Raw genomic sequence first — 21,815 nt, 5'->3', positions numbered from 1 at the left:
TCTTACATTGCGACAGCCGCCGGGCGGATTGCGTCCGTCGGCACGGCCCAAGGGGCGGCGTCAATGGCAAAGACGACAACGATGCACGGGCAAAAAACGCCGTGCCAGCAATGTCCGCTGCGGGACATGCCGCATTTCCGCGAATTCAATCGCGAGGAGCTGAGTTTCGTCGCGGATTTCAAGAAGGGCGAGCTTGTCGTCGATGCCGGTGCGACGATTTTCCTCGAGGGCGCCCACAGCGCTCACCTCTTCACGATTCTTTCCGGCTGGGGCTTTCGCTATAAGACCCTCGAAGACGGGCGCAGGCAGATTCTCAATTATGTCATGCCCGGCGACCTCATCGGTCTGCAGGGCTCGATCATGGGCGAAATGCGGCATTCCACCGAAGCTCTGTCACCAGTCTCGCTCTGTGTCTTCGAGCGTGCGGAACTGATGACGCTCTATAACAGGCATCCGTCGCTCGCTTTTGATCTGACCTGGATCGCCGCACGGGAAGAACGCATTCTGGATGAACATCTCTTGAGCATCGGCCGGCGCTCCGCGCTGGAAAGAGCCGCTTATCTGCTCGCCTATCTGCATCAGCGGGCCAGTGCCTTGCACCTCTTCAACGGCAGCAAGGTCATCCCGATCACACAGCAGCACATCGCCGATACGCTCGGCCTCTCTATCGTTCATACCAACAAAACATTGAAAAGGCTCTCAGAACGAGGATTGATTCATTGGCAGGAGCGCGGTTGCGACGTGCTGAATGGCGAAGGACTTGCCGAACTCGCCGCGTGGGAGGGGCTCGATTCGGGCCGGCGACCATTCATCTGATGTTCGATATTGACACAGGATGCCCATGTCATTTTTAAATGCCAGCAATTACTGTATCAGCATAGACTACATTCGTCGTCACTTTTCGACCAGTTTCACCTTTTACTAACCGCAGCGGCAAAAGCGATTGGAGCATGATGACGAGCCCATAGTGCCGCGGGGTTAAAAGTGCGAAGCGGGTCTAGGCAAGGTCATGTCACATGAGATCTAGCCAACACGGATGGGGGAATACCATCCATTCAACACGGGCCGATGATTGGCGCCGGAGGGATAGATGTGGGAATATTTACGGGGCACCGCGCCGTTTGGCGTACGGACGCGGGGATGGCGCTGATATGACGGTTCAGCGCGTTCTCATTTTAGAAGACAATCTGATCATTGCGATGGAGGCGGAGGAAATCCTTCGTCTTGTAGGGGTCGAGCAGGTGGAAATCGCCTCGAACCTGGAGCAGGCAGTCAACGCCATTCATACAGAGCGTTATGATTTTGCAATGCTGGATGTCAATTTGGGGGATTCGATGAGTTTCGGCTTTGCCCGGTTGCTGGCCGGGCGCGGTATCGCCTTCGGTTTCGTCAGCGGCTATCCTGATACGCTCGACTTCCCACACGACATGCGGCACGTGCCCTTGCTCAACAAGCCCTTCGATGAAGCTGCCATGCGGGCATTCGTCGATAAGTTGGCGGCAGCGAGCCGTCTATCAAGCGACTCCTAGAGCAATTCCAGGAAAAGTGCGAAGCGGTTTTCCGTCCGGAATGCGTAAAATCAAAGGGATAGAGCGGGAAAGCGATTCCGAGAAGCGCTGAACCGCTCTAGAGCCGATGGTCTCCCATGTGACAGCGTCTGCCGTTTGTCCTAAACTCGAATCACGACATTCTGCGGGATAAGCCAGCCGATGCAGTGGCACGATCAGGCGATCATATTGGGCGTCAAGCGCCTCGGCGAGACAAGCGTCATCGCCGAGGTGATGACGCGTGATCGCGGGCGCCATCTGGGATTAGTGCGCTCCGGCCGATCGCGCGCCATGCAGCCTGTGCTGCAGGCGGGCAATCTGGTCGAAGTCACCTGGCGGGCGCGGCTGCACGAACATCTCGGCGAGTTCCGCATGGAGCCGGTGCGGTTGCGGGCGGCGCGGCTGATGGAAACGGCAACCGCCGTCTATGGCGTACAGGCCATGGGCGCGCTGCTGCGCCTGCTGCCTGAGCGCGATCCTCATCCACATCTTTACGATGCACTCGATGTCATTCTGGAAAACCTGCAGAACCCCATGGATGCAGGCGAGCTTTTCGTCCGCTTCGAATTGGCGGTGCTCAACGATCTCGGCTTCGGCCTCGATCTGACTGCATGTGCCGCGACAGGCGTGCGCGACGACCTCGCCTTCGTTTCACCGAAGACCGGACGTGCCGTCTGCCGTTCGGCCGGTTTGCCTTGGGCCGACAAGATGCTGGCGCTGCCGCCCTTCCTTGCCGCCGGCTCCGTCGAAGCGGCGGATTGTGAAAGCCTGGCCGCCGCGTTCCACCTGACTGGCTTCTTCCTGCATCGCCATGTCTACGAGCCGCGCGGCATCGAGATCGCCGCGGCGCGTGACGGGTTCATCCAGGCGGCGTTGAAAGCGCTGAACGCGGCGTCCTTGGAAACACAGGAGCGGCCGGCATTGCCGCAAAAAAATAGAGCATAATCCGAGAGGATCATGCTCCAAGGCGTCATTCGGAGCGGAAAGAGCGCTCGCTTCAAACAGCCATATTCGATGCTGCGGACATCACTTCTCGAGGGGCGGGAATGCCGAACATATGACGGCCAGACTCCTCCACTTCGGTGAAGCACCACCGGACGACACCATCCCGATCGAGCAGAAACTCGCCGATGAGCTGTCCTTCGCCGGTGGCGATCATCTTCTTGTCATCCTCGGTGAAATCATAGCCGTCCGCTTTGTCGAGGAATTCCATCGCCGCCATCGGGTCCATCGGCTGCGGAAGCTCGTCCGGCATTTCGACGCGCATCGACTTCACCGTCTTCATGCCCACCTTGCGTGGCCAGTCATTCTCGTCTTCGGTGAACTGCACATTCGGCAGGCCGAAGGCTTTGTGCGATACCCGTTCAGGATCGGAAGCAGCCAGCAGATTGGGAAGCGGATGGTAGCGGAAATAGAGGCGCGCACGGTCGATCGGCGTGTTGACGACGGTCAGGCTGTCGATGCCTTTTTCCTGCAACGCACCGGTGAGCTCGGACATGGCGGCGATCTGCCGGCGGCAGAAGGGACAATGTAGCCCACGGAACAACCCGACAAGCACCGGCTTCTGGCCACGAAAATCGTCAATGGCGATCTTGCCCTGGCGGGTGATTGCATCCAGCACGACGTTCGGCGCGCGATCTCCAGGCTGCAATGGTCTTTCGGCTTGGTTCTCCGGCATCTTTCGTTCCTCCCTTTAAGCGCTTGAATCGATTCTCCTAATGGATTTCCAACGGCCTCACGACGAGGTAGTCAGTCAAGAAACGGCAATACGACGAGTGTGCCCGGATCTAGGTTGTGGCGGGCGCACACATCCTGTGCAAGCGTGAAATACCGTTCCGCTTCATCCATGTCGTCACGCTCGAGGCTCAATGTCGCCAAGCCATCATAGCACGGAAAGAGCAGTTGCGGCTCGTCAATTTCCTTCGCAACCTCAAGGGCTTCCTCGTAATACTTACGAGCTAGCTTCGGCTGCCCGTGACATTGATGGATCTGCCCAAGGACAATCAACGGTACGGAGAGATGGTCGCGCTGATCGAGCGCGCGGTCGATTTCTACCGCCTTCTCCGCTGCCGGCACACCCTCGGTGGCACAGCGATGGGTGAAGGTGCAGCAGGAAACGGCGAGATTGGCAAGAAGGCGCGCCTGGAAGCCGAGATCGCCGATACGGGTTGCAACCTCCAGCCCGCGCTGGCAGACCTTGATGGCGCTGGCCGGATCGACAACCGTGTAGAGGACGCCGAGATTGGAATAGGCGCGGCAGGCTGCACTTTGCAGATCGGCATTTTCGGCTACGGACAAGCTGCGCTCCACCTCCTGCACGGCATCACGACGACGTCCGAGCCGCGCAAGTGCCGCACCCTTGGTATTCAGCGCCTCGGCCATCGCTCGCGCCGCCTCCCGTCCGGTCTCGGTCGTTCCGTCGATCGGAAGCGTCTGCAGGCATTGAAGGGCCTGCGTCGCCCATTCGGCGGCGGCAGCCTGGTCGCCCATGCGGAAGGCCAGATAACCGCGCTCCTGCAGAAGATGGGCGTGTTCGACCGGCGCATTGATTGTCGCGATCATGGCTTCAGCCTCGGCGCAATGTGCCTCCGCCTGGTCGCGGCGCCCCGCATCGAGATGCAAGCGGCCGATCTTTCGCAATATCCTGGCGGCGGCGATCCGATCGTCTCGAGTGCGGTGGATTGCAAGCGCTCGCTGATAATGGCTGACGGCGGCATCGCGGAGGCCGGCCGGGCCGCAGAGATCGGCTAGACGTTCCAGAAGTGCCGTTTGTTCCGGCGTCACTTCCGGCTCGTCCGCGAAGGCGGCAAGTGCCTGACGGTAGAGGCGCATTGCATCGTCGTTGGCGTAAGTCTTGCGTGCCAGATCGCCTGCCGCCATCAGATAGCTAGCCCCCTTCGCCTTCTCGGCGGTCAGGCTGAAATGATGGCCGAGCTGCGCCAGATGTTCGGGGCGGTCGGGTGCGGCACCGTATTGGCGTTCCAAAGCCTGTCCGATCCGACGATGAAGCTCCATGCGCCGTTGCAGCAGCAGATTATGGTAGATGACGGCGTGCAGCAGCGACTGGCTGAAGCGATAGGCGGGAGAAACACCGGCATCGGGCCCGCGCATTTCTTCGATGATGTTGGCATCGCAGAGATAATCCAGTGCCGCGTCTATGGCAGCCGGATCGGTGGCAACGATGCGGAGCAGGGCGGTCTCGAACTTCGGGCCGACCACCGCCGCCTCCTGCGCCAACCGCCTTATCTCCTGCGGCACACGATCGATGCGGGCGAGCAACAGGGCCTGCAGATTGACCGGAATATCGACATCCGCGTCTTCCGCCGCAACGTGCCAGCGCTGACCGTCGTTGTGCAGCGTCCCCATCTCGATCAGTCCCCGAAGGATTTCTTCGATGAAGAGCGGATTGCCGCCGGCGCGGTCGAGGATGCGCTTGCGCATCGTGACCAGCGCTTTGCCATGACCTTCACCGAAAAAGGCAGCGAGAAGCTTCTGCCCATCGGCTGCGATCAACGGGCCGAGCCGTTGCACTGTGACGCTGACACGATTGGAATCCAACGGGTCGATCTGCGATGTCGGCCGGTAGATCGCAAGCAGCATCAACCGGCTGCGCTCCAGCCGATCCATCATGAAGCGCAGCACTTCCAGCGAGGCGGCATCCGCCCAATGCAGGTCCTCGATGACAAGCAGCAGCGGACCCTGCGCCAGCCGCCGCTCGAAAACGGTGCGGACCGCGTAGAAGATCTGCCTCCGCAATTGCTCCGGCTCGATGTGCCGCAGCGCTCCACTGGGGTCACCGAGCCCGAGGACATGCAGAAAAAGCGGCAAAAGCCCGTCGATGTCCTGCTGCGTGAGATCGAGCGCGCGGAACCCCGCCGCCAGCAACTGACGCGTCCTGTCGAGATTATCCCTTTCGCCGATGCCGTACGCGCTGCGCACGACTGCGCCAAGCGTGCCATAGGATTGTTCGCCGAGGGGGGAGCAGGTCGCTTTGCGGATGGCGAGGCCCTGGAAACGGGCGGCATTGCCGGCGATCCCGATGAATTCGTTGACCAGCCGGGACTTGCCGATACCCGCTTCGCCGATGAGGCGCACAAGCTGTGCCGCACCGCCGCAGGCGAGATCGAGGCATGTCAGCAGCCGCGACAATTCCGTATCCCGTCCGATCATCGGCGCTTGAAGGCCGAAACTTTCGAGCCCGCGCGCCGTATAGGGCGCTTCCAATGGTCCGGTCAGCCGATGAACGAGAACATTGCCGCTTTTGCCGCGCAACGCTTGCGCGCCGAGACTCTCGAAAGCAAAGGCGTGGCGGGTGAGGCGATAGGTCAGCGGCCCGACAAGGATATCGTTTTCGCCGGCCATGGATTGCAGGCGTTGAGCAGTGTTCACCGTGTCGCCGGTTACGGAATACGATTTGGTACTGACCGCCCCGAAGCTGCCGGTGACGACAGGGCCGCTATTGATGCCAATATGCAGGCGCAGCGGTACACCGGCGCGCGATTGCCAGCGCTCACCGACCTGCATTGCCCGATCGATCATATCAAGCGCCGCATTCAGTGCTCGCACCGGATCGTCCTCATGAGCGACTGGCGCACCGAACAGCGCCAGCAGCGCATCGCCGACGAACTTGTCGACGAAACCACCATAAGCCTCGACTGCCTGGGTCATCTCTTCGAACAATTCGTTCTGCAATACGCGCATGACTTCCGGGTCGATCTGCTCGCTCAGCGTCGTGAAGCCGCAGAGATCGGCAAAAAGCACCGTCACTGGCCGGCGGTCGGCATCGCTGTCCGATTTTGGCGGCATGGCTTCGATGGTTGGCTTCGCTGCGGGTTGGGCTTTGTCGGAAATCGCGGCGCCACAGCGGGGGCAGAAAGCGAAATCAGGCTGACAGGGAAAGCCGCACGCAGCGCAGGAGACAGGTTGCTTTGCGCCGCATCGCGGACAGAAAGCAAAACCACTTTGAATATCGAAACCACAGCCGGCGCATTCCATCGGACGCACCTCGAAAAAGCCCGGTGCGCCGCGGCTCCTTCAGCCGCAACCAACGGACTTCAAATAAGGGACGAGCATGAACATGAACCTGCTGCCCCAGGCCCGCAAGTACCAAACATGGGTGGTGGAGCGGCTAGCGCCGCTTGAATGCCCAGCCCTCCGACCGCTCCTCGATCACGGTCACTGTGTCGCCGATTTTCACCGAACCTTCGCCGCGCGGTACGGCATTCCAGCCGAAGAGGGGGCCAGGGACACGGCGATCTGCGGACATGCGGATGCGCCCCATAGCCGGGATCGGGTTTGGAACGTCGCGCGAGCCGGTTTTCTGGTCCTGCGTCGTGATGATGCAGCGGTCACAAGGCTTGACGAGATCGAGGCGAATGCCGCCGATCTCGATCGCCGCCCAGCGGTCCTCGGGCCAGTCCTCATCGCAATCGATGACGATGTTGGGACGGAAGCGCTCCATGCCGACCGAGCCTTCGCCATGGGCGCCAAGATCGGCATTCAGCGCCTTCAGCGAGCCGGTGGTGGTGATCAGGATCTGGTATCCGTCGACGAAGGTGACCGGCGCGTCGCTGCCGGCCCATGCCGGATTGGCGGTGCGCTTCGCGAAGCTGTCGAAAAACACTATTTTGACGTCGCGCCCGAGCCAGGCCGATAGTGCCTTGTTCGTCTCCTCATCGGCGACGGAGGCGTTGACGACTGACTTCCAGATATTCACGTCCATGCGGTTGTCCGGGTGCGGCGGCGGCACGATGATGTCGGCCTTGCCCTCCATTTTCAGGCGCAGGTAGGAGGGGCCGGGCTGGACGTCGATGCGGGCAAGATCTTGCAATTCGCGTTGCGTGATGAAGCGGCCGGAGGGGTCGATCAGCATGGCGCGCCGATCGCCGATGAGGCCGAAAGCGTCGATGGTGGCGGACGGAATGGCGATGCCGCGTGCACTCTTGAGCGGATAAATGAAGAGATCGCTGACCCGCATGAATAGCCCTCAGATTTCGTCGATGAACATTGCCAGCACCGTCTTCAACCGCTCATGCCGCTCGCTGGCGAACCTTCTGCCGGTTTCGGTCTGGAACCCATCTGCCAGTTTGAACAGCTTTGTCTCGAAATGGTCAATGGCGAAGCGCTTGTCGTCCAGCGGCCGCTCCGTGGCGAGAGGGTCGAACGGATCGTAGAGACCCGAACCCAGGCGGCCTGCGATATAGAAACAACGGGCAGCGCCGACCATCCCGATTGCATCCAGCCGGTCGGCATCCTGCAACATTTTCGCCTCCAGCGTTTCCGGCGGAATATTGGCCGAGAAGCTGTGCGTGGTGATCGCATGTGACGTGGCGGCGATATCCTCGGCGGTCCATCCAAGCTCTCTCAAAATGCCGGAGGCCTTCTCGGCCGCCAGCCTCGATGCTTGGGCGCGATGCGGCGAATTCTTCTCGACCGAGACACAATCATGCAGCAATACGGCCGCGGCTAGGATGCGGGCATTGCCGCCTTCTTCGGCCTGGATGGACATGGCGTTCTTGAAGACGCGCAGGATGTGGGCGATGTCATGCGAGCCGTCGTCGCCATCGGTCGCATGCGGAATGAGATCTGCAGCCAGCGCCTCGAACGGGGCAAAGGCCCGTGCCATTCTGTTGGTATCCATCTTCTGCCTCGTCTCGGAATGATCTGTTGGAATGATCCTTGCGCGTTCCTACCGAGCGCAGAGATTCGCCGCAATCATTCCGTCGCTTTCCTGCCGGTCAGGACCTTCTGATAGAACAGGCCAATGCCGATCAATACCGCGCCGAGGCCGATGAAGGACAGCGCGCGCAGGAAGCCCTCGAGATTTGCCATGTCGATGAGGAAGACCTTCACGACAGCGACGAACACCAGTACTGCCGACGCGATACGCAGGCTACGAGCATCGAAACGTGCGCCGAGCCACAGAAGGGCGATGCCGATCAGCAACCAGACCACAGAGTAGGAATAGACTTCCCCCTGGATGAAGCCATTCCACAACGGGATATATTCGCCCTGCCAGAAGCGGCGCACGGATAGCGTTGCCCACGCAAAGGTCATGACCGCGCCGGCGACGGCAAGCATCATCACATAGGCCAGGGGCCGTCTGTTCCGCCCATAGAGCGCCACCCCGCCATAGGCGAGTGCGGGCAGAAGGTAGCCGAGCAGCAGGAGGTTGAAGAAGGGGATCCGGCCGGTGCTTTCGCCGGTGATGAAGGGATCGAGCCCGAACAGATGCAGCATCAGGATCAGGATGACGGAGAGGACGCCGAGCGCCATACCGCCATAACGAAAAACCGGGCTCGATGCGCTGAGGTCGAGCGCCATCAGCGTCGCCGAGGCGCCGATCGCCAGCAATGTGTAGATCGATTGTTCGCCAAGCGTTGGAACGTTCGCATTCAAGACACCGCCGTTCATCGCATGGCGCACCAGGATGGCGATGGTCAGCAGCACGAGAACGCTCGCGAGCGCCTGCAGGGTGTTGCGAAGCCTGAGGTCCGGTGAACGCCTGACCTCGAAGGCAGACCAGACCGCGAGTGCCGCCGGGATACCGTAACCGGCAAGCAGCATGTTGAAGACCGGCGTCATGCCGAGTTCGTCGGGATCGACGACGGTCGGCCGCCAGGCGATGCGACCCAGCACAATGATCAGCGCGGCGACCATCATCCAAGGCAGCGCTGGCCATGAACGGGCGCGTCCAGCCAAAAGAAAGACCATGCCAAGCACCGGCAGCAGGATTGTCGGGAGGGCGTCATGGGTCAGCGTGTGCAAAGCGAAGGCGAAAGCAGCGCAAGAACCGACGGCGAGGATATTGGTCGGCAGCGGTATTTCGCTTTCCGAGGACTGACGGCTCTGCCATTCGGCGAGCGCCAGCAGGACAACGCCAAGCCCGATGCCATAGAGCCCATGCAGCCAGTCGCGCGTCCAGTTACCGAAGGTGACATAGCTGATCACGGCTATCGTCAGCGGCGTGGCGACCATGAGAATGCCCCACAGCGCCGCAAAGGGCTTCTCGCTTTCGCCAAAACGCCTGAGAAAAAAGAAGCCGACAATGACGAAGACCGCGCCGAGGCCGAGACCGGCGTAGACGACAAGGTAGGATAACTGCGGAACGATCTGCGCTATGTTCAACTCCGCGCCGATCTCCGGCTGCATCAGAGCGATGAACATGCCGAATCCTGCGGCCACTGCCGACAAGATTGCCGCCCAAGCCCCGTAAGCACGGCCGCCGCCGAAGGCCGCGACGGTCGCAATAATCGCAGCAAAGAGAAAGGAAGCGTCCGGCAGCGGGTATCCGTACAAAAGGCTGTAAGCAAGCAATGACAAGGCGACTGCGGCGGCGCCGATCGATGCCGTCAGCGTCATCCCAAGCGGCGCGCGCGTCAGGAACACGGCCCAGTGGCCGGCGGGTGAGGAGGCAGACGGTTCTTCGGCTTCGACCGATCCGGCACTTTCTGCGGCGGTTGCTGCTGCTTCGTAGCGCCCCGGCCAAATGAAAATCGTGCCGGCGACCATTGCCAGCATGGTTAGTGTCACCGGCGCCATGTCGACCATGTCGCTGTTGAAGACGTAAAGCAGCGGCCAGATGCTGAGGAGTGCATTGGCAAAGGACGGTACGACGTACCAGCGGCGCAGCCGCGATGCGGCGATGGTAGTGAGCCAGGTGAAGACGAGGTAGCCGAAAAGCGTCCAGGGTCTCGGCGCCGTCGAGGCGATGAGCGCCGGCGTGATCATGGAAGCCAGGAGCCCGAGACCCGCAAGCGCCTGGCCATGCAATAGCGACAGGCCAAGTGTGGCGAGCGAGATCAGTCCCAAAAGGACGAAGGCGGTCGCCGGTCCGATGAAGCCGTAAATCCCATGGGCGGCATAGGTCGAGCCGAACAGCGCGACGACACCAGCCGCCGTCAGCACGCCGGGAATCATCGCGTTCTGGAAGGTATTGGCAAGCACCGGTTCGGACCGGTGTCGGATGATTTCGCCAGCGGCGACGAGGACCAAGCCGAAGATAGCGGCAAGCACCAGCCGCACGGCAGGGCTGAGCAAGCCGCTTTCGATCGAATATTTGACCAGGAAGATGCCGCCGAGCGCCAGTGCAATGCCGCCTACCCAGACCGCCCAGCGGGCGCCAATCGTGGTCTCCAGGCTTTCTTGTTTTTGCGCAAGCGCGGGGGCGACAAATTCCTCCTTTTGCTCTTGGGTGCCAGCTTCAGCGGAGGCCGCTTCTTTCAATTCGGCTGATGGCTCTGCGGCCGTTTCGGATGACGGCTGTGTTGAACTTCCCGGGAACTGGGAGACTGTCTCCGCGAGTTCCGCCGCCGTTGCTGATTCGCCCATGCCAACGGCCGGCACATGGCCGGCGAGTGCATTTTGCAGCTCTGAAACGCGGCTTTCCAGTCGTTGTAGCCGTTGATTGTAGCTGCGCAGTATCACAATGCCCACGACCACAACTACGATCAGCAATAGATCCATCATGTCTCCTCCATAGGCTTCTGTCGTCACATTATACGAAATGTGCGGGACAGTAAGGGTCAGTCGATCGATTTTCCCTATGATTTCAGAGGATTACGCAACGAAAAGTGATATGCCTCGCATGGCGGACCACCGAAAGCTTATTAGTAAATTGCGATTTATAACTTGGGAACTATTGTTAATACCCATTAACAATTCGTCTTTACCCAAGCGGCAAATCAGCCTATCAACACTTGCAGTTAACCAGAACGTATTGCGTACAAACGACGTCGCATGAGGCGGCTCCTACCCTAGGAGGTTTGTATGTCCCATGTATCTTCCACATCCAACAGTTCTTATGCTTATCGCGGCACGCTTTCGCGCCTCGATGCAAATGGCGACGGTATTTTGAGCCGCGAGGAGCGCGAAGCTGACGAGCGTCCGGGCATCCTCGAAACCGATGCGATCGCCAACAGCAACAGGAATGGCGCAATGGGCAGCCTGATGGCAAAGCTCATGCAACTACCCGGTGGCGCCACGCTGACGAACACATCGCCGGAAGCCAATAGCGCTAACGACTTTGGTTCACTGACGCCCATGGATGCCTACAACAACACCTACGGCCAATACGACACAGACAGCATGGCGGCCTGACCGGCCGTTTTGCGCAAGTCATTGTAGCGGTTCGCCAGCCAACGGCGGACCGCTTATTCGTGGCCGAGAGTCACTCATTTCTCCCTTGGCGGGAACACCCGCCCCCGTAATGCGTTGGATTGACGTCAAACGGGAGGATTTTCCATGAGGACTTTCATTGTCGCAGCGGCACTGGTTTTGGCGGCAGGCTCGTCTGCGACGGCGCAGGACAAGCAGACGGCGATTGCCAATTTTGTCGGCCCCGATGGCAAACAGGCGGGGCGAGCTGTTCTGACTGAGGCGAAGACGGGCGTACTGATCGAACTCGACGTCTCCGGCCTGCCGGTCAACCGTTGGGTTGCTTTCCATATCCATGAGAACAACCGTTGCGACCATACGCACGGGTTCGAATCTGCCGGTGGCCATTTCAATCCCACGAATGCCGAGCACGGCTTGCTCGCGGCTAACGGCCCGCATGCTGGCGACATGCCCAATCAATATGTCGATCAGGATGGCAAGCTGCGGGCCCAGGTGTTCAACAGCATGGTGAAGCTCGACGGGAAGAACGGCATTCGCGGCCGGACGCTGATGATCCATGAGGAGTCGGATGATTATCGCAGCCAGCCCGTTGGCGGCGCCGGCAAACGAGTGGCTTGCGCGGTCATCGAATAGCATGCACTCAAGGGTGATTCGGGCGTTCGTCTGAATTCTCGCCAAGCACTGGTTGTCTTCCTCACGCGGATGCCCACCGCCAATATGATTCGATGCCTGTCAATTGGGGTTAATGATCAATTAACACCTATCTTTGACCACTTCCGAAAATCGGCCTATCCCATCGGCATTTCAACGAGCGTACTGCGTCCCACCGAAAACGCCCGATGGCGTTTACTTTAGGAGATTTGGATGAGTGGTATTTCTTCAGTTGGAAGCAGCATGACAGCTGCCTCGTACAATCCCCTTGATAAAAATGGCGATGGCATCGTGGATGCGCAGGAACTGCAGGAAGCGGCGCAATCCGGTCTTCTGTCGGCAAGTGTCCTCAACGATGAAAACAGCAGCGACCCGAGCGCGACGGATACATTTTCGAGCAATCTGGCATCCATGCTGCTGCAGATGCAGCAGAGCGGCGCCAGCGGCAGCAGTCAGACCGGCACGGGTTCGTCGAGCGGCAGTTCGTCGGGTCAGTCGCCAATGGACCAGCTGTTCGCCAGCCTCGATACCAATCACGACGGCAAGGTTTCGTCCGACGAGTTCGTTGCCGGACGCCCGAAGGACATGAGCCAAAGTGACGCCGAAAATCTGTTCAAGAGCGTAGATACTCAGGGCGCCGGCTCGCTGAACAAGGATCAGTTTGTCGTAGGTCTCGACGTGCTGAAGTCCACAGACTCGTCCGCCGCCGACATGCTGTTGCTGGAACAGACCTCCAGCGATAGTAACAGTAGCGGCAGTAGCGGCACGAGTACCAGCGACAATAGCGGCCAAAACGCGTTGGAGGTCTTCATCAGCGAGATGCAGGCGTCGATGAATGTCTATCAGAACACCTATGGTCAGTATGACCCCGATTCGTCTGATAGTGCTGCCGCCTGATCGGCGCGCTGCGATAGACTGAAAAATGGACGGAGATTGCAGGTGCAGTCTCCGTTTTTTATTTCATGCTGGTTTCCGTGAGCAACGGCAGGACGAAGGGTGCGTTGCCGTCCGCATCGGCGCCGCGGCCGATCGCTTTAACGGCGTCGACGAGCCGGCCTTTGCGATCGAGCACTTCGTCCCCGATCATGATCAGCCGAGCGTTCGGCGTCGCATAAGGCGAGGCCGCGCGCAGGCGATGGGCTAGCGCCAGATCGTCCTCTTCGGGGCAGACGGCCAACGCTGCGATCAGCGCCGCCGCCGGCGATCGTGACACACCCATCCAGCAATGGATCAGCAGTGGCGAGGTGCGGTCCCAATTCCCGGCGAAATTGATGATGTCACGAACATGCGTCTCTTGCGGTGCGATAAGATCACCGGCACCTGCGAAGCTGATGTCGTTCATGCCAAGCAAAAGATGCCGTTCCGCCTTGATCACAGCCGGCCGGTGAAAGGTCTGTTCCTTCGCCATCAGGCTGATCATTTCAGATGCGCCGTGGCGAACGGCCATCTCTGCGATGCGCGCCAGCGGTGATACGACGATCGCGGTCATGCCTCGGCCCTCACGGCGGCGCGTTCAGCCTCGATCGCGTCGAAACGCGCCAGGAAAAGCCGCTGCGCCTCGATCGCCGGCATCGGCTCGATCGGCAACATGTCTCGCGTGATGCCGCGAGGCTGGCCGAAGAACTTGCGCGCTTCCTGCGGCGTAAAGCCTGCGAGCAGCGTCGCTTCAAAATAGGCCGAAACCGTATCGGCCTTTTTGATCTTATCCTTCAACTCCGGCGCACAATGCGGCGGCAGCGCAAAACGCCTGTAGATTGCGGCTTCCAGGCGCTTCTCTACCGCTTTGTAATCGCCGCCGACCACAGATTTGAACGGCGAGATCATATCGCCAATGACATATTCCGGCGCATCGTGCAGCAGCGCCGCCAACAGCTCGTCCGGCGTCGCTTTGTTGAGATGACGGAAGATTGCCTCAACCACAAGGCTATGTTGAGCGACGGAAAAGGCGTGATCCCCGGAGGTCTGGCCGTTCCAGCGCGCTACGCGGGCAAGCCCGTGGGCGATGTCGCCGATCTCGACGTCGAGCGGAGAGGGATCCAGCAGATCGAGCCTGCGGCCAGACAGCATGCGCTGCCAGGCGCGCGGGGTATTACCCGCTGTCATGCCGAGGCCTCGTCGGCCTGCGTGGGGAAGGAGAGGCCGGACCATGCGGGGAGCGCGAGCGAAATTTCCCGATCCCCCGCCAGGATCGGCGTGCCGGCTGTGATGGCCTCGCCGGCGCGGTCGATCCGGACGATCGCCAGGCCCTTGGCGCCTTCGGTCGAGCCGAGCGCGCCGATCGGCTTGCCGCCGACAGACACTTCGGTGCCGGTGGCAGGCAGACCGGCGCTGCCGGTCACCACGACGACCCGGCGGCGTGCGGTGCCGCGATGCTGCATGCGGGAAACCACTTCCTGCCCGACATAGCAGCCCTTGCGGAAGCCGAGGCCGCCGTTGAGATCCATCAGCACGTCATGCGGAAAAGCGTCCTGCAGGGCAAAATCCAGGCCGGAAACCGCAATGCCATTGGCGATGCGCAGAGTCTGGTAGAGCGTCTCGGCATCGTCGCCATGCTGTCCAGGCGTGCGCGTCAGAATGATCCCTGCCTTGGCGAAGCGGCTGTCCTTGCGGCTTTCGGCCGCATTCTCGCCCCAGGCGACGGTGACGCCTTCGATCTCGATGGCGGAAAAATCGACCGGCGCGCGCAGCCGATACATGGTGAGCCGCTTCAGAAGGCCATCCTTTTGCGCCGTATCGGTCTCCAGCACAAAGCCAGGGCCATCGCGCCAGATCATGAAGTCGAACAGGATCTTGCCCTGCGGCGTGAGCAGCGCGCCGGGACGCGCCTCGTCCGCGCCGAGCGAGGCGAGATCGGTGGTAATGAGATTGTGCAGGAAGGGCTCTGCCTCGGCGCCGGTGACGCGAAGAAAGCAGCGATCTCTGAGGAATACGGCTGGCATGGTGGACCCGCTAATTTGGCCTATCCGTGAGAGGTAGGGCCTCCGGTCGATAACCGCAAGTTCTGCGGCCGGATCATTCGCCGGAGGTGAAGAATTTCCATTTTCCGTCAGGCGTGATGCCGACGCGATAGAAATTATAACCGCCGAATTCCAGCATGTCGGAGAAATCGCCAGCGGTGACGATGCGCATCAGATCGACCTTTTCCGGCGCTGTCAGGGTCTTGATGTCCTTTTCGGCGAAATAGGGCCAGACATACATTTCATCGGATGTGCCCTGGCCCATATGGGCAAAGCCGGTCGACATGATGTCGAGCAGAATCGAGAGGATCTCGATGCCGTCAGGGTCGCCCGAAAGGTCATGCAACGTCTTGATCGGATCTTCGCCCGGATCGTCTGCCGTCACCTGCGTCTGATTGAGGCCGCCGCCGACATTCATGAGCGGACGCAGACGCTCAAGATCACCGGAGGCGGCTGCCTCGACGATCATCTCGCGCAGTTTGCGCACCGGCTCCGGTACCTTGCTGATGTCGAAGAGAATCTCCGCCGGCTTGCCGCCATTCGGGGCATTGCTCGATGCGGCACCACTGCTCTGTCCGGCCTGGCTGTTGACCAGCGGGTCGGGCATGGGGATTGTCGTTGAGGGCGCATCAAGCGCCTCTTCGACCGGCTTGTTACTGCTGTGCTGCGCGGATTTCCCATGAGCGTCCGGCTGGTTGGCGGGCGGATTGAGCTGGGAGAAGGCAAAGGCAGGCAAAGGCTGGGCGAGGCTGCCGAAAAACACGGTGGCGGCGGCAAGCAAGGCAATGGAATGTCGAGACTCATTGCCCGATACGATGTGCATAAGGGATCTCTAGCTTTTATTGCAGGGTGCGGTTCGGAGAGAATTCACCAGCAAGCATGCGTTCCCTAAGCGATTCGAGCAAGGCTTCCGCGCCCTGTTCTCCTTGAATACGAATAGTCTCGCGTATGGCATGGGCAATTGCGGCGTCGGCGATGATTTCCGGCTCGATGCCGTCAGCCATCCCGTCAGCCCAGGCCTCGTTCTGGTATTCCAGCGCTGCCTGTCTTTTTTCGTGGACAATCATGTCGTCGATGTCGTTCAGGCTTGGTTGCATTGTTTCGTTCCTCGAGACGTCCATGTCCTTACCGCTTGATTAACGACTTTATCAGCCTTTTCCTAAAACGACACGGCTCGGTGGGAAAAGGGGTTAATAAATCGTCAATTTCCAAAGCGAGCGGTTATTTCTGTGGCAAGTGTTGCACCTTCGTTACGGTATCGCTCCTCGGCGACGATGGCCTGCGGCGTGCAATCCGTGTAAACCGATGCGAAGGATCTATATCCTCGGTTGAACGAGGCGGTCAGTCTTTCTTTTCGTTTCGGCTCGTCTTTGGTCTCGGTGTCGAGCAATCGCTGCATATCGGCTCGCCAGGAATCTTCTTTTCCGGTGTGGCAGAGATTGCGCAGATAGTGGATCGAGCCAAGAATTTCGGCGAGCCGTGACAGTTGATCGTCATAGGGGGTGGGCCGCTCGGCACTATCGCTTTCGTCCGGCACCTGCACCGCCGGCGCGGTCGCCGCAGGCTGCGCAAAGGCTGGAAATGCGGCCGCGAGCGCGGCGCAAATCGGAAGCAGCTGGATGAGGCGACGATGGTTCATGGGGCTAATTGATATGGCAAGCATGACGGGAACAAGGCGAAAACCTCAATTTCCACTCCGTTATTGTCACGCATCGTTAACGCAGGAGCCTCCAAGACATTGTCAGACCCGAGCCGCCGCCAGCCGTTCGGCACATTCGAGCACGCTCGCCGGAACGGGCAAATGGCGGATCTCCTCCAGCGCGTACCACCCGATCGCCGCGGCATCGTCGGCGGCCTCGGCAATCGCATCCTTGTCGGCATCGACCAGGAAGACCGACAGAAAGAAATGACTGGTGAGCCTCCCGTCTGCTGCATGGCTCCTGAGATCGTAAGTTTCGAAAAGGCGGGGATTGCGAGCGGTTATTCCCGTCTCTTCCCTGAACTCCCGCAACGCCGTTTCTACCGGCGTTTCGCCATCTTCTGCCCGCCCGCCCGGAAAGGCGTACATATCGGCGGATGGCGGATTGCGCCGCAACACCAGCAGGAAGCGGCCGTCACGTTCGAGAATGGCGGATGAGGCGAGGCGAGGGATGGAGGTCATGGATCAATTCGGATTCTGATGAATATATCGGCGACAATGATGCGTGGGTATCGAAGCTTGCAGCACCATAAGATATGACCCTTGTTGTCCGAGATGAAAGTCCTTTTACTCGCGAATGAGAATGGCGGCGATTCGGGTCCGCCAGCAATCCAATGAATATCATGATGACCTACGGACTTTATGCCCTCGCTGCACTGGCTGAAATCGCCGGCTGCTTTACCTTCTGGGCATGGCTCCGGCTGGCAAAGCCGATTTGGTGGCTGGCACCGGGTCTGGTGTCGCTGGCCCTGTTCGCCTGGCTGCTGGCACTGGTGCCGAGCGACGCCGCGGGGCGTACCTTTGCGGCCTATGGCGGCGTCTACATCGTCGCCTCCATTCTCTGGCTCTGGATGGTCGAGGGACGTTTGCCGGATCGCTGGGATCTCTCCGGTGCCGCCGTCTGTCTTGCGGGCGCGGCCGTGATTCTCTTCGGCCCTCGCAGCTGACCTTCTCCTTGACCCGACTCTTTGGGGATGCAACACAAGCCGCATGTGCGGACGATTTGCATTGACGGAAACGGAGAAGGAAGTGCGGGAATTGCTCGGTTATCTCGAGCATGAAGATTTCCCCGCGCGCTACAATATAGCCCCGACGCAGCCGATTTTGGTCGTCGTTTCAGGCGACCGGCAGGAGCGGGGCAGCAATCTGCCGGAGCGCCGCGCCCTGCTTGTTCGCTGGGGTTTTACGCCGGCCTGGGTGAAGGATCCCAAGGAATTTCCGCTTCTGATCAATGCCCGCGCCGAAACCGCGATCGGCAAGGCATCTTTCCGGGCGGCCATGCGTCACAGGCGCATTCTGATCCCTGCATCGGGCTTTTACGAATGGCATCGCCCGTCGAAGGAGAGCGGCGAGAAATCGCAGGCCTATTGGATCCGTCCGCGTGCCGGCGGCGTCATCGCCTTTGGTGGCCTGATGGAGACCTGGTCGTCCGCCGATGGTTCCGAGATCGATACCGGTGCGATCCTGACGACATCGGCGAATCGAACGATGCGGCCCATTCACGACCGCATGCCTGTGGTAATCAGTCCCGAGGATTTCACCCGCTGGCTCGATTGCAAAACCCAGGAGCCGCGTGAAGTCCAGGATTTGATGGTGCCGGTTCAAGAGGATTTTTTCGAGGCAATTCCGGTTTCGGATCGCGTTAACAAAGTCGCCAATATGGGGCCGAATTTGCAGACGCCGGTCGTGATCGAACCTTCTATCAAGCCGTCGAAGAAGCCAGATGCTGGCGGTAGCCAGCTAAGCCTCTTCTGAACGGCTTTATGTGGGATCGGTGTTGCCATGAACTACCGGTGGCCAACCTTGCGTGGCCATTGGCGGATGCGGCAGCCTTAGGCGAGCTTCTTTTCCAGCGGCTTGGTTTTCAGCATCAGATGCGCTGCCAGGACGGCCTTGAGGCCGAGCGGACGATAGAGCGTGCTGGGGTCGATCTTAGCCTGCGGTTGTGCCGCTTCTTCTTTTTTCGTGGTCATGTGCTACTCCTCAATAGTTCCCTAGCGTGTCTTTTGACTCACTGCCATGTAGCGTTTTTTGCCATAAATCATGACAAATCAAAGGCATTCGCCGATCAGCTTTTGTAAACACCGACCATATTTCGCGAGCGTAACGCGAAATTTTGACGCACAATCTATCTAATTTAGGTGTTTATTTTTCGTTAAGAGGTTGCGCTGACAGGGCGAATCGATGATCGGCCGCGAGTGTCAAATTGCCACGTCGCTTCGGCTAAATATGCCGGCCGATGTCATCATTGGAATCGTCGACATCTGGATCGGCGGGGCCATTGATGGTGTAGGTGCCGTATTTGCGCGTCCAGGAACGGGCACCCAAGGGCAGCGACAGCAGATAGGCAACGACGGTCACCACCATGACATGCCAGGTATAACTCATCAGCAGCGCCACATAGACGACGAGGGCAAGCATGATCGGCAGCACAAGATCGCGGCGGATGCGGCTGGTCTCCGATTTTCCAGACCAGACGGGCAGGCGGCTGACCAGCAGAAAGGCGATCAACACGGTGTAGGCAGCGCCCCAATAGGCAAAGGTTTTGCTGGGGGTCAGCCCGAGAAAGCCGAGATAGACGGGTAGCAACACCAGCATCGCACCGGCCGGCGCCGGCACGCCGACAAAATATTCAGACTGCCAGGACGCCTTGTTCTCGCGTTCCGCCATCACGTTGAAGCGAGCGAGCCGCAGGCCGGCTGCGATGGCGTAGATCAGGGCTGCGATCCAGCCGAGCGAGCGCGCCTGATCCAGCAGGAAGACATAGACGACAAGCGCCGGCGCGACACCGAAGTTGACGATATCGGCAAGCGAATCCATCTGCGCGCCGAACTTGGACGTGGCTTTCATCAGCCGCGCGACGCGTCCGTCGATCCCATCGAGGAACGCGGCGACCAGCACGGCAACCACGGCGAGCTCGTAACGATTCTCGAAAGCGAGACGGATGCCGGTCAAACCCGCGCAGATCGCCAGTACGGTGATCATGTTCGGCACGATCAGTCGCATCGGGATTTCCCGCAGGCGCGGCCCGCGTGCCTCGTCGTTGGGACCATGCGGCTCAAAGGGCGGAAAAGGCGTCTTCATCTCGCTCGTTTCCTCGGGCTCAGCTACGGCGACTAACGATCGGGCCCTTCGAGGAGCCGAATTCGGCAATCACGGTTTCACCGGCGATTGCCCTTTGGCCGACCGAGACGCGAGCCGCTGCTCCCACCGGCAGAAAGATGTCGAGCCGCGAACCAAAACGGATGAGGCCGATGCGCTCACCGGCGTCGACCGGTTCGTTTTCATTGACGAAGCAGAGAATGCGGCGGGCAACGAGGCCGGCGATCTGCACAACGCCGATCTCGCCATGCTTCGTCTCGACGACGAGGCCATTGCGTTCGTTCTGTTCGCTCGCCTTGTCCAGTTCCGCATTGAGGAAGCTGCCCTGGCGATAAGCGATATTAGTGATGCGGCCGCGCATCGGCGAGCGGTTCACATGGCAATCGAAGACGTTCATGAAGATCGAGATGCGCAGCATCGGCTCGTGGCCGAGATTGAGCTCAACCGGTGGCGTCACCATCTGCACGCCGGAGACCCTGCCGTCGGCGGGCGATATGGCGAGATCATCGTCTTGCGGCGTCATGCGCTCGGGATCGCGAAAGAAATAGGCGCACCAAAGCGTGAAGATCAGCCCCACCCAGAAGAGAGGCTTGAAGATCCAGCCAAGAACCAGCGATGCAACAAAGAAACCCGCGACGAAGGGATACCCTTCCTTGTGCACCGGGACGATCGTGTTGCGTACGCTATTCAACAAGCTCATCGATGGCGGACTCCGTTAAAGCATGATCCCCGAAACGGCAGCGGTTTTCGGGCAAGGATCATGCCGGCCAAAAGACGAGAACAAGATGAGTCGTCTTGCTCTAAGTACCAGAATGACGGTGACTACAGGCAAATTCCGTCATGGGCAATGCTTTCGCATGCTCGCCCCCAGCGCAATCCGCGCGGAGCCAAGATGCCAATATTCCCTGGTGTTGAAAAGCGCTGCCCGTAGAAACCTGGGCCCAAGGCAACGAGGAGGCCGCCGATGGAAAACGGCGGCCTCGCATGTCATGCGATGATCAGGCGAAATCAGAGGCCGAGAACGGTGCGCAGCTCAGCCTTGGCAGCTTCATACTCAGTCTTGTAGTCATCATGCGTCATGATGGTCTGCGCAATGACGGTGCCCGAAATGCGGCCGGCTTCGATGTCGGTGGGGTAGTGAATGCCGCCGACGACTCGGTTATGGCCGTATTCCCAGGCGCGAGCCATGATGACGTCGCGCTTTTCCGGCACCATATTCGACAGCACGACGCCCATCAGCGTACCGAGCGTGGTGTGGCCCGACGGATAGGAGCCGGACTTGGAAAGCGGCACGATCGGCTTCACCAGATCGCTGTAGAGATGTGGACGCGGGCGCTTCCAGACGTCCTTGGCCGGATCGACGACAGCGCCCTCTGTCTCGACGATGCGATCGAAGAATGCCGAGAACTTCGGCAGGTTTTCCTTGGTGAATTTCGGGTTGTCCATGACGTCGGAGAAGCGCCAGACGTTTTCCTCGGCATCGGCCACGGCGCGAGCAGCCATTTCTGGCGTACGGGTCACCTGGATTGTCAGGATTTCGCCCAGCTCGGCTTTCATCTGTGCGGAGTCGTTTGCGGGCGGCGGCGGCAACAGATTGAGGAGATTGATTTCCTTGGCATCGGTGAACGGCTTGGCATCCCCGGCGAAAACCGGCGAGGCGGTGCCGACGACGAGCAACAGTGCTAAAGCTTTGGCAAATTTACGCATTTTAGGGCCCCTTTGATGTGAGACCCGTGTCTAGCA

24 protein-coding genes are annotated in these 21,815 nt (G+C 59.9%); 8 read left to right on the top strand and 16 right to left on the bottom strand.

Features of this window, described 5'->3' with window-relative positions; translation table 11 throughout:
- Window positions 1–63 precede the first annotated feature (63 nt).
- From PY649_RS13905 to recO, 3 genes are all read left to right on the top strand, one after another.
- On the top strand, window positions 64–816 hold the full coding sequence (locus PY649_RS13905) for a Crp/Fnr family transcriptional regulator (RefSeq protein WP_285869048.1): 753 nt from the start codon (window positions 64–66) through the stop codon (window positions 814–816).
- A 335-nt stretch (window positions 817–1,151) separates the two neighbouring features.
- The gene (locus PY649_RS13900; protein ID WP_349644422.1) at window positions 1,152–1,529 is read left to right on the top strand and encodes a response regulator; all 378 of its coding nucleotides are present in this window, start codon (window positions 1,152–1,154) and stop codon (window positions 1,527–1,529) included.
- Window positions 1,530–1,709: 180 nt separating this feature from the next.
- On the top strand, window positions 1,710–2,492 hold the full coding sequence (recO, locus tag PY649_RS13895) for a DNA repair protein RecO (RefSeq protein WP_285869046.1): 783 nt from the start codon (window positions 1,710–1,712) through the stop codon (window positions 2,490–2,492).
- A gap of 52 nt (window positions 2,493–2,544) precedes the next feature.
- Here the strand turns inward: recO and PY649_RS13890 are convergent, their stop codons facing one another.
- The 5 genes from PY649_RS13890 to PY649_RS13870 all read right to left on the bottom strand — a co-directional run bounded on the left by PY649_RS13890 (window position 2,545) and on the right by PY649_RS13870 (window position 11,012).
- The gene (locus tag PY649_RS13890; RefSeq protein WP_285869044.1) at window positions 2,545–3,225 is read right to left on the bottom strand and encodes a peroxiredoxin-like family protein; all 681 of its coding nucleotides are present in this window, start codon (window positions 3,223–3,225) and stop codon (window positions 2,545–2,547) included.
- Window positions 3,226–3,296: 71 nt separating this feature from the next.
- Window positions 3,297–6,542 (bottom strand): adenylate/guanylate cyclase domain-containing protein, encoded by a 3,246-nt coding sequence (locus tag PY649_RS13885; protein ID WP_285869042.1) that lies wholly within the window; start codon window positions 6,540–6,542, stop codon window positions 3,297–3,299.
- Window positions 6,543–6,675: 133 nt separating this feature from the next.
- Complete coding sequence (locus PY649_RS13880; RefSeq protein ID WP_285869041.1) at window positions 6,676–7,524, bottom strand: MOSC domain-containing protein; 849 nt, start codon at window positions 7,522–7,524, stop codon at window positions 6,676–6,678.
- Window positions 7,525–7,533: 9 nt separating this feature from the next.
- A complete protein-coding gene (locus PY649_RS13875; protein ID WP_285869040.1) occupies window positions 7,534–8,187 on the bottom strand; it encodes an HD domain-containing protein in 654 nt (217 codons plus the stop codon).
- A 74-nt stretch (window positions 8,188–8,261) separates the two neighbouring features.
- On the bottom strand, window positions 8,262–11,012 hold the full coding sequence (locus PY649_RS13870; RefSeq protein ID WP_432761356.1) for a DUF2339 domain-containing protein: 2,751 nt from the start codon (window positions 11,010–11,012) through the stop codon (window positions 8,262–8,264).
- Window positions 11,013–11,315: 303 nt separating this feature from the next.
- On the opposite strand from PY649_RS13870, the gene PY649_RS13865 reads away from it, so the two are divergent.
- The 3 genes from PY649_RS13865 to PY649_RS13855 all read left to right on the top strand — a co-directional run bounded on the left by PY649_RS13865 (window position 11,316) and on the right by PY649_RS13855 (window position 13,211).
- Entirely contained in the window at window positions 11,316–11,645 is a 330-nt protein-coding gene (locus tag PY649_RS13865; RefSeq protein ID WP_285869038.1) for a hypothetical protein, read from the top strand.
- Between the two features lie 144 nt (window positions 11,646–11,789).
- Entirely contained in the window at window positions 11,790–12,296 is a 507-nt protein-coding gene (locus PY649_RS13860) for a superoxide dismutase family protein (RefSeq protein WP_285869037.1), read from the top strand.
- Between the two features lie 231 nt (window positions 12,297–12,527).
- Entirely contained in the window at window positions 12,528–13,211 is a 684-nt protein-coding gene (locus PY649_RS13855) for an EF-hand domain-containing protein (RefSeq protein ID WP_285869036.1), read from the top strand.
- 58 nt (window positions 13,212–13,269) lie between these two features.
- On the opposite strand, the gene PY649_RS13850 is transcribed toward PY649_RS13855, so the two are convergent.
- The 7 genes from PY649_RS13850 to PY649_RS13820 form a co-directional block, all read right to left on the bottom strand.
- Window positions 13,270–13,803, bottom strand: a complete 534-nt coding sequence (locus tag PY649_RS13850; protein WP_285869035.1) for a tyrosine phosphatase family protein — start codon at window positions 13,801–13,803, stop codon at window positions 13,270–13,272.
- Window positions 13,800–14,417, bottom strand: a complete 618-nt coding sequence (locus tag PY649_RS13845) for a YfbR-like 5'-deoxynucleotidase (RefSeq protein WP_285869034.1) — start codon at window positions 14,415–14,417, stop codon at window positions 13,800–13,802. Before PY649_RS13845 ends, PY649_RS13850 begins: the two co-directional genes overlap by 4 nt.
- A complete protein-coding gene (gene ygfZ, locus PY649_RS13840) occupies window positions 14,414–15,253 on the bottom strand; it encodes a CAF17-like 4Fe-4S cluster assembly/insertion protein YgfZ (protein WP_285869033.1) in 840 nt (279 codons plus the stop codon). Before ygfZ ends, PY649_RS13845 begins: the two co-directional genes overlap by 4 nt.
- Before the next feature lie 73 nt (window positions 15,254–15,326).
- Window positions 15,327–16,094: a hypothetical protein gene (locus tag PY649_RS13835; RefSeq protein ID WP_285869032.1), complete on the bottom strand. Its 768-nt coding sequence runs from the start codon at window positions 16,092–16,094 to the stop codon at window positions 15,327–15,329.
- Between the two features lie 16 nt (window positions 16,095–16,110).
- Window positions 16,111–16,368: a hypothetical protein gene (locus PY649_RS13830; RefSeq protein WP_285869030.1), complete on the bottom strand. Its 258-nt coding sequence runs from the start codon at window positions 16,366–16,368 to the stop codon at window positions 16,111–16,113.
- Between the two features lie 104 nt (window positions 16,369–16,472).
- Entirely contained in the window at window positions 16,473–16,934 is a 462-nt protein-coding gene (locus tag PY649_RS13825) for a TIGR02301 family protein (protein ID WP_432761354.1), read from the bottom strand.
- A gap of 78 nt (window positions 16,935–17,012) precedes the next feature.
- Entirely contained in the window at window positions 17,013–17,432 is a 420-nt protein-coding gene (locus PY649_RS13820; protein WP_285869027.1) for an NUDIX hydrolase, read from the bottom strand.
- Window positions 17,433–17,596: 164 nt separating this feature from the next.
- Between PY649_RS13820 and PY649_RS13815 the strand changes: the two genes are divergently transcribed.
- Together PY649_RS13815 and PY649_RS13810 are read left to right on the top strand one after the other, a co-directional pair.
- Entirely contained in the window at window positions 17,597–17,917 is a 321-nt protein-coding gene (locus tag PY649_RS13815; RefSeq protein WP_285869024.1) for a YnfA family protein, read from the top strand.
- 43 nt (window positions 17,918–17,960) lie between these two features.
- The gene (locus tag PY649_RS13810) at window positions 17,961–18,725 is read left to right on the top strand and encodes an SOS response-associated peptidase (RefSeq protein WP_285869023.1); all 765 of its coding nucleotides are present in this window, start codon (window positions 17,961–17,963) and stop codon (window positions 18,723–18,725) included.
- Window positions 18,726–18,802: 77 nt separating this feature from the next.
- On the opposite strand, the gene PY649_RS13805 is transcribed toward PY649_RS13810, so the two are convergent.
- The 4 genes from PY649_RS13805 to PY649_RS13790 all read right to left on the bottom strand — a co-directional run bounded on the left by PY649_RS13805 (window position 18,803) and on the right by PY649_RS13790 (window position 21,779).
- Window positions 18,803–18,943 (bottom strand): hypothetical protein, encoded by a 141-nt coding sequence (locus tag PY649_RS13805; protein WP_285869022.1) that lies wholly within the window; start codon window positions 18,941–18,943, stop codon window positions 18,803–18,805.
- Window positions 18,944–19,193: 250 nt separating this feature from the next.
- Window positions 19,194–20,054: a CDP-diacylglycerol--serine O-phosphatidyltransferase gene (gene pssA / locus PY649_RS13800; protein WP_285869021.1), complete on the bottom strand. Its 861-nt coding sequence runs from the start codon at window positions 20,052–20,054 to the stop codon at window positions 19,194–19,196.
- A gap of 19 nt (window positions 20,055–20,073) precedes the next feature.
- Window positions 20,074–20,772, bottom strand: coding sequence for a phosphatidylserine decarboxylase (locus PY649_RS13795; RefSeq protein WP_285869020.1), 699 nt, complete (start codon window positions 20,770–20,772; stop codon window positions 20,074–20,076).
- Between the two features lie 308 nt (window positions 20,773–21,080).
- The gene (locus tag PY649_RS13790) at window positions 21,081–21,779 is read right to left on the bottom strand and encodes an acid phosphatase (RefSeq protein WP_285869019.1); all 699 of its coding nucleotides are present in this window, start codon (window positions 21,777–21,779) and stop codon (window positions 21,081–21,083) included.
- Window positions 21,780–21,815: the final 36 nt, after the last annotated feature.

Origin of the sequence: Rhizobium mayense (assembly GCF_030272705.1) — a bacterium.
Classification (GTDB): domain Bacteria; phylum Pseudomonadota; class Alphaproteobacteria; order Rhizobiales; family Rhizobiaceae; genus Rhizobium; species Rhizobium mayense.
This window is presented reverse-complemented; position numbering and strand designations above follow the sequence as displayed.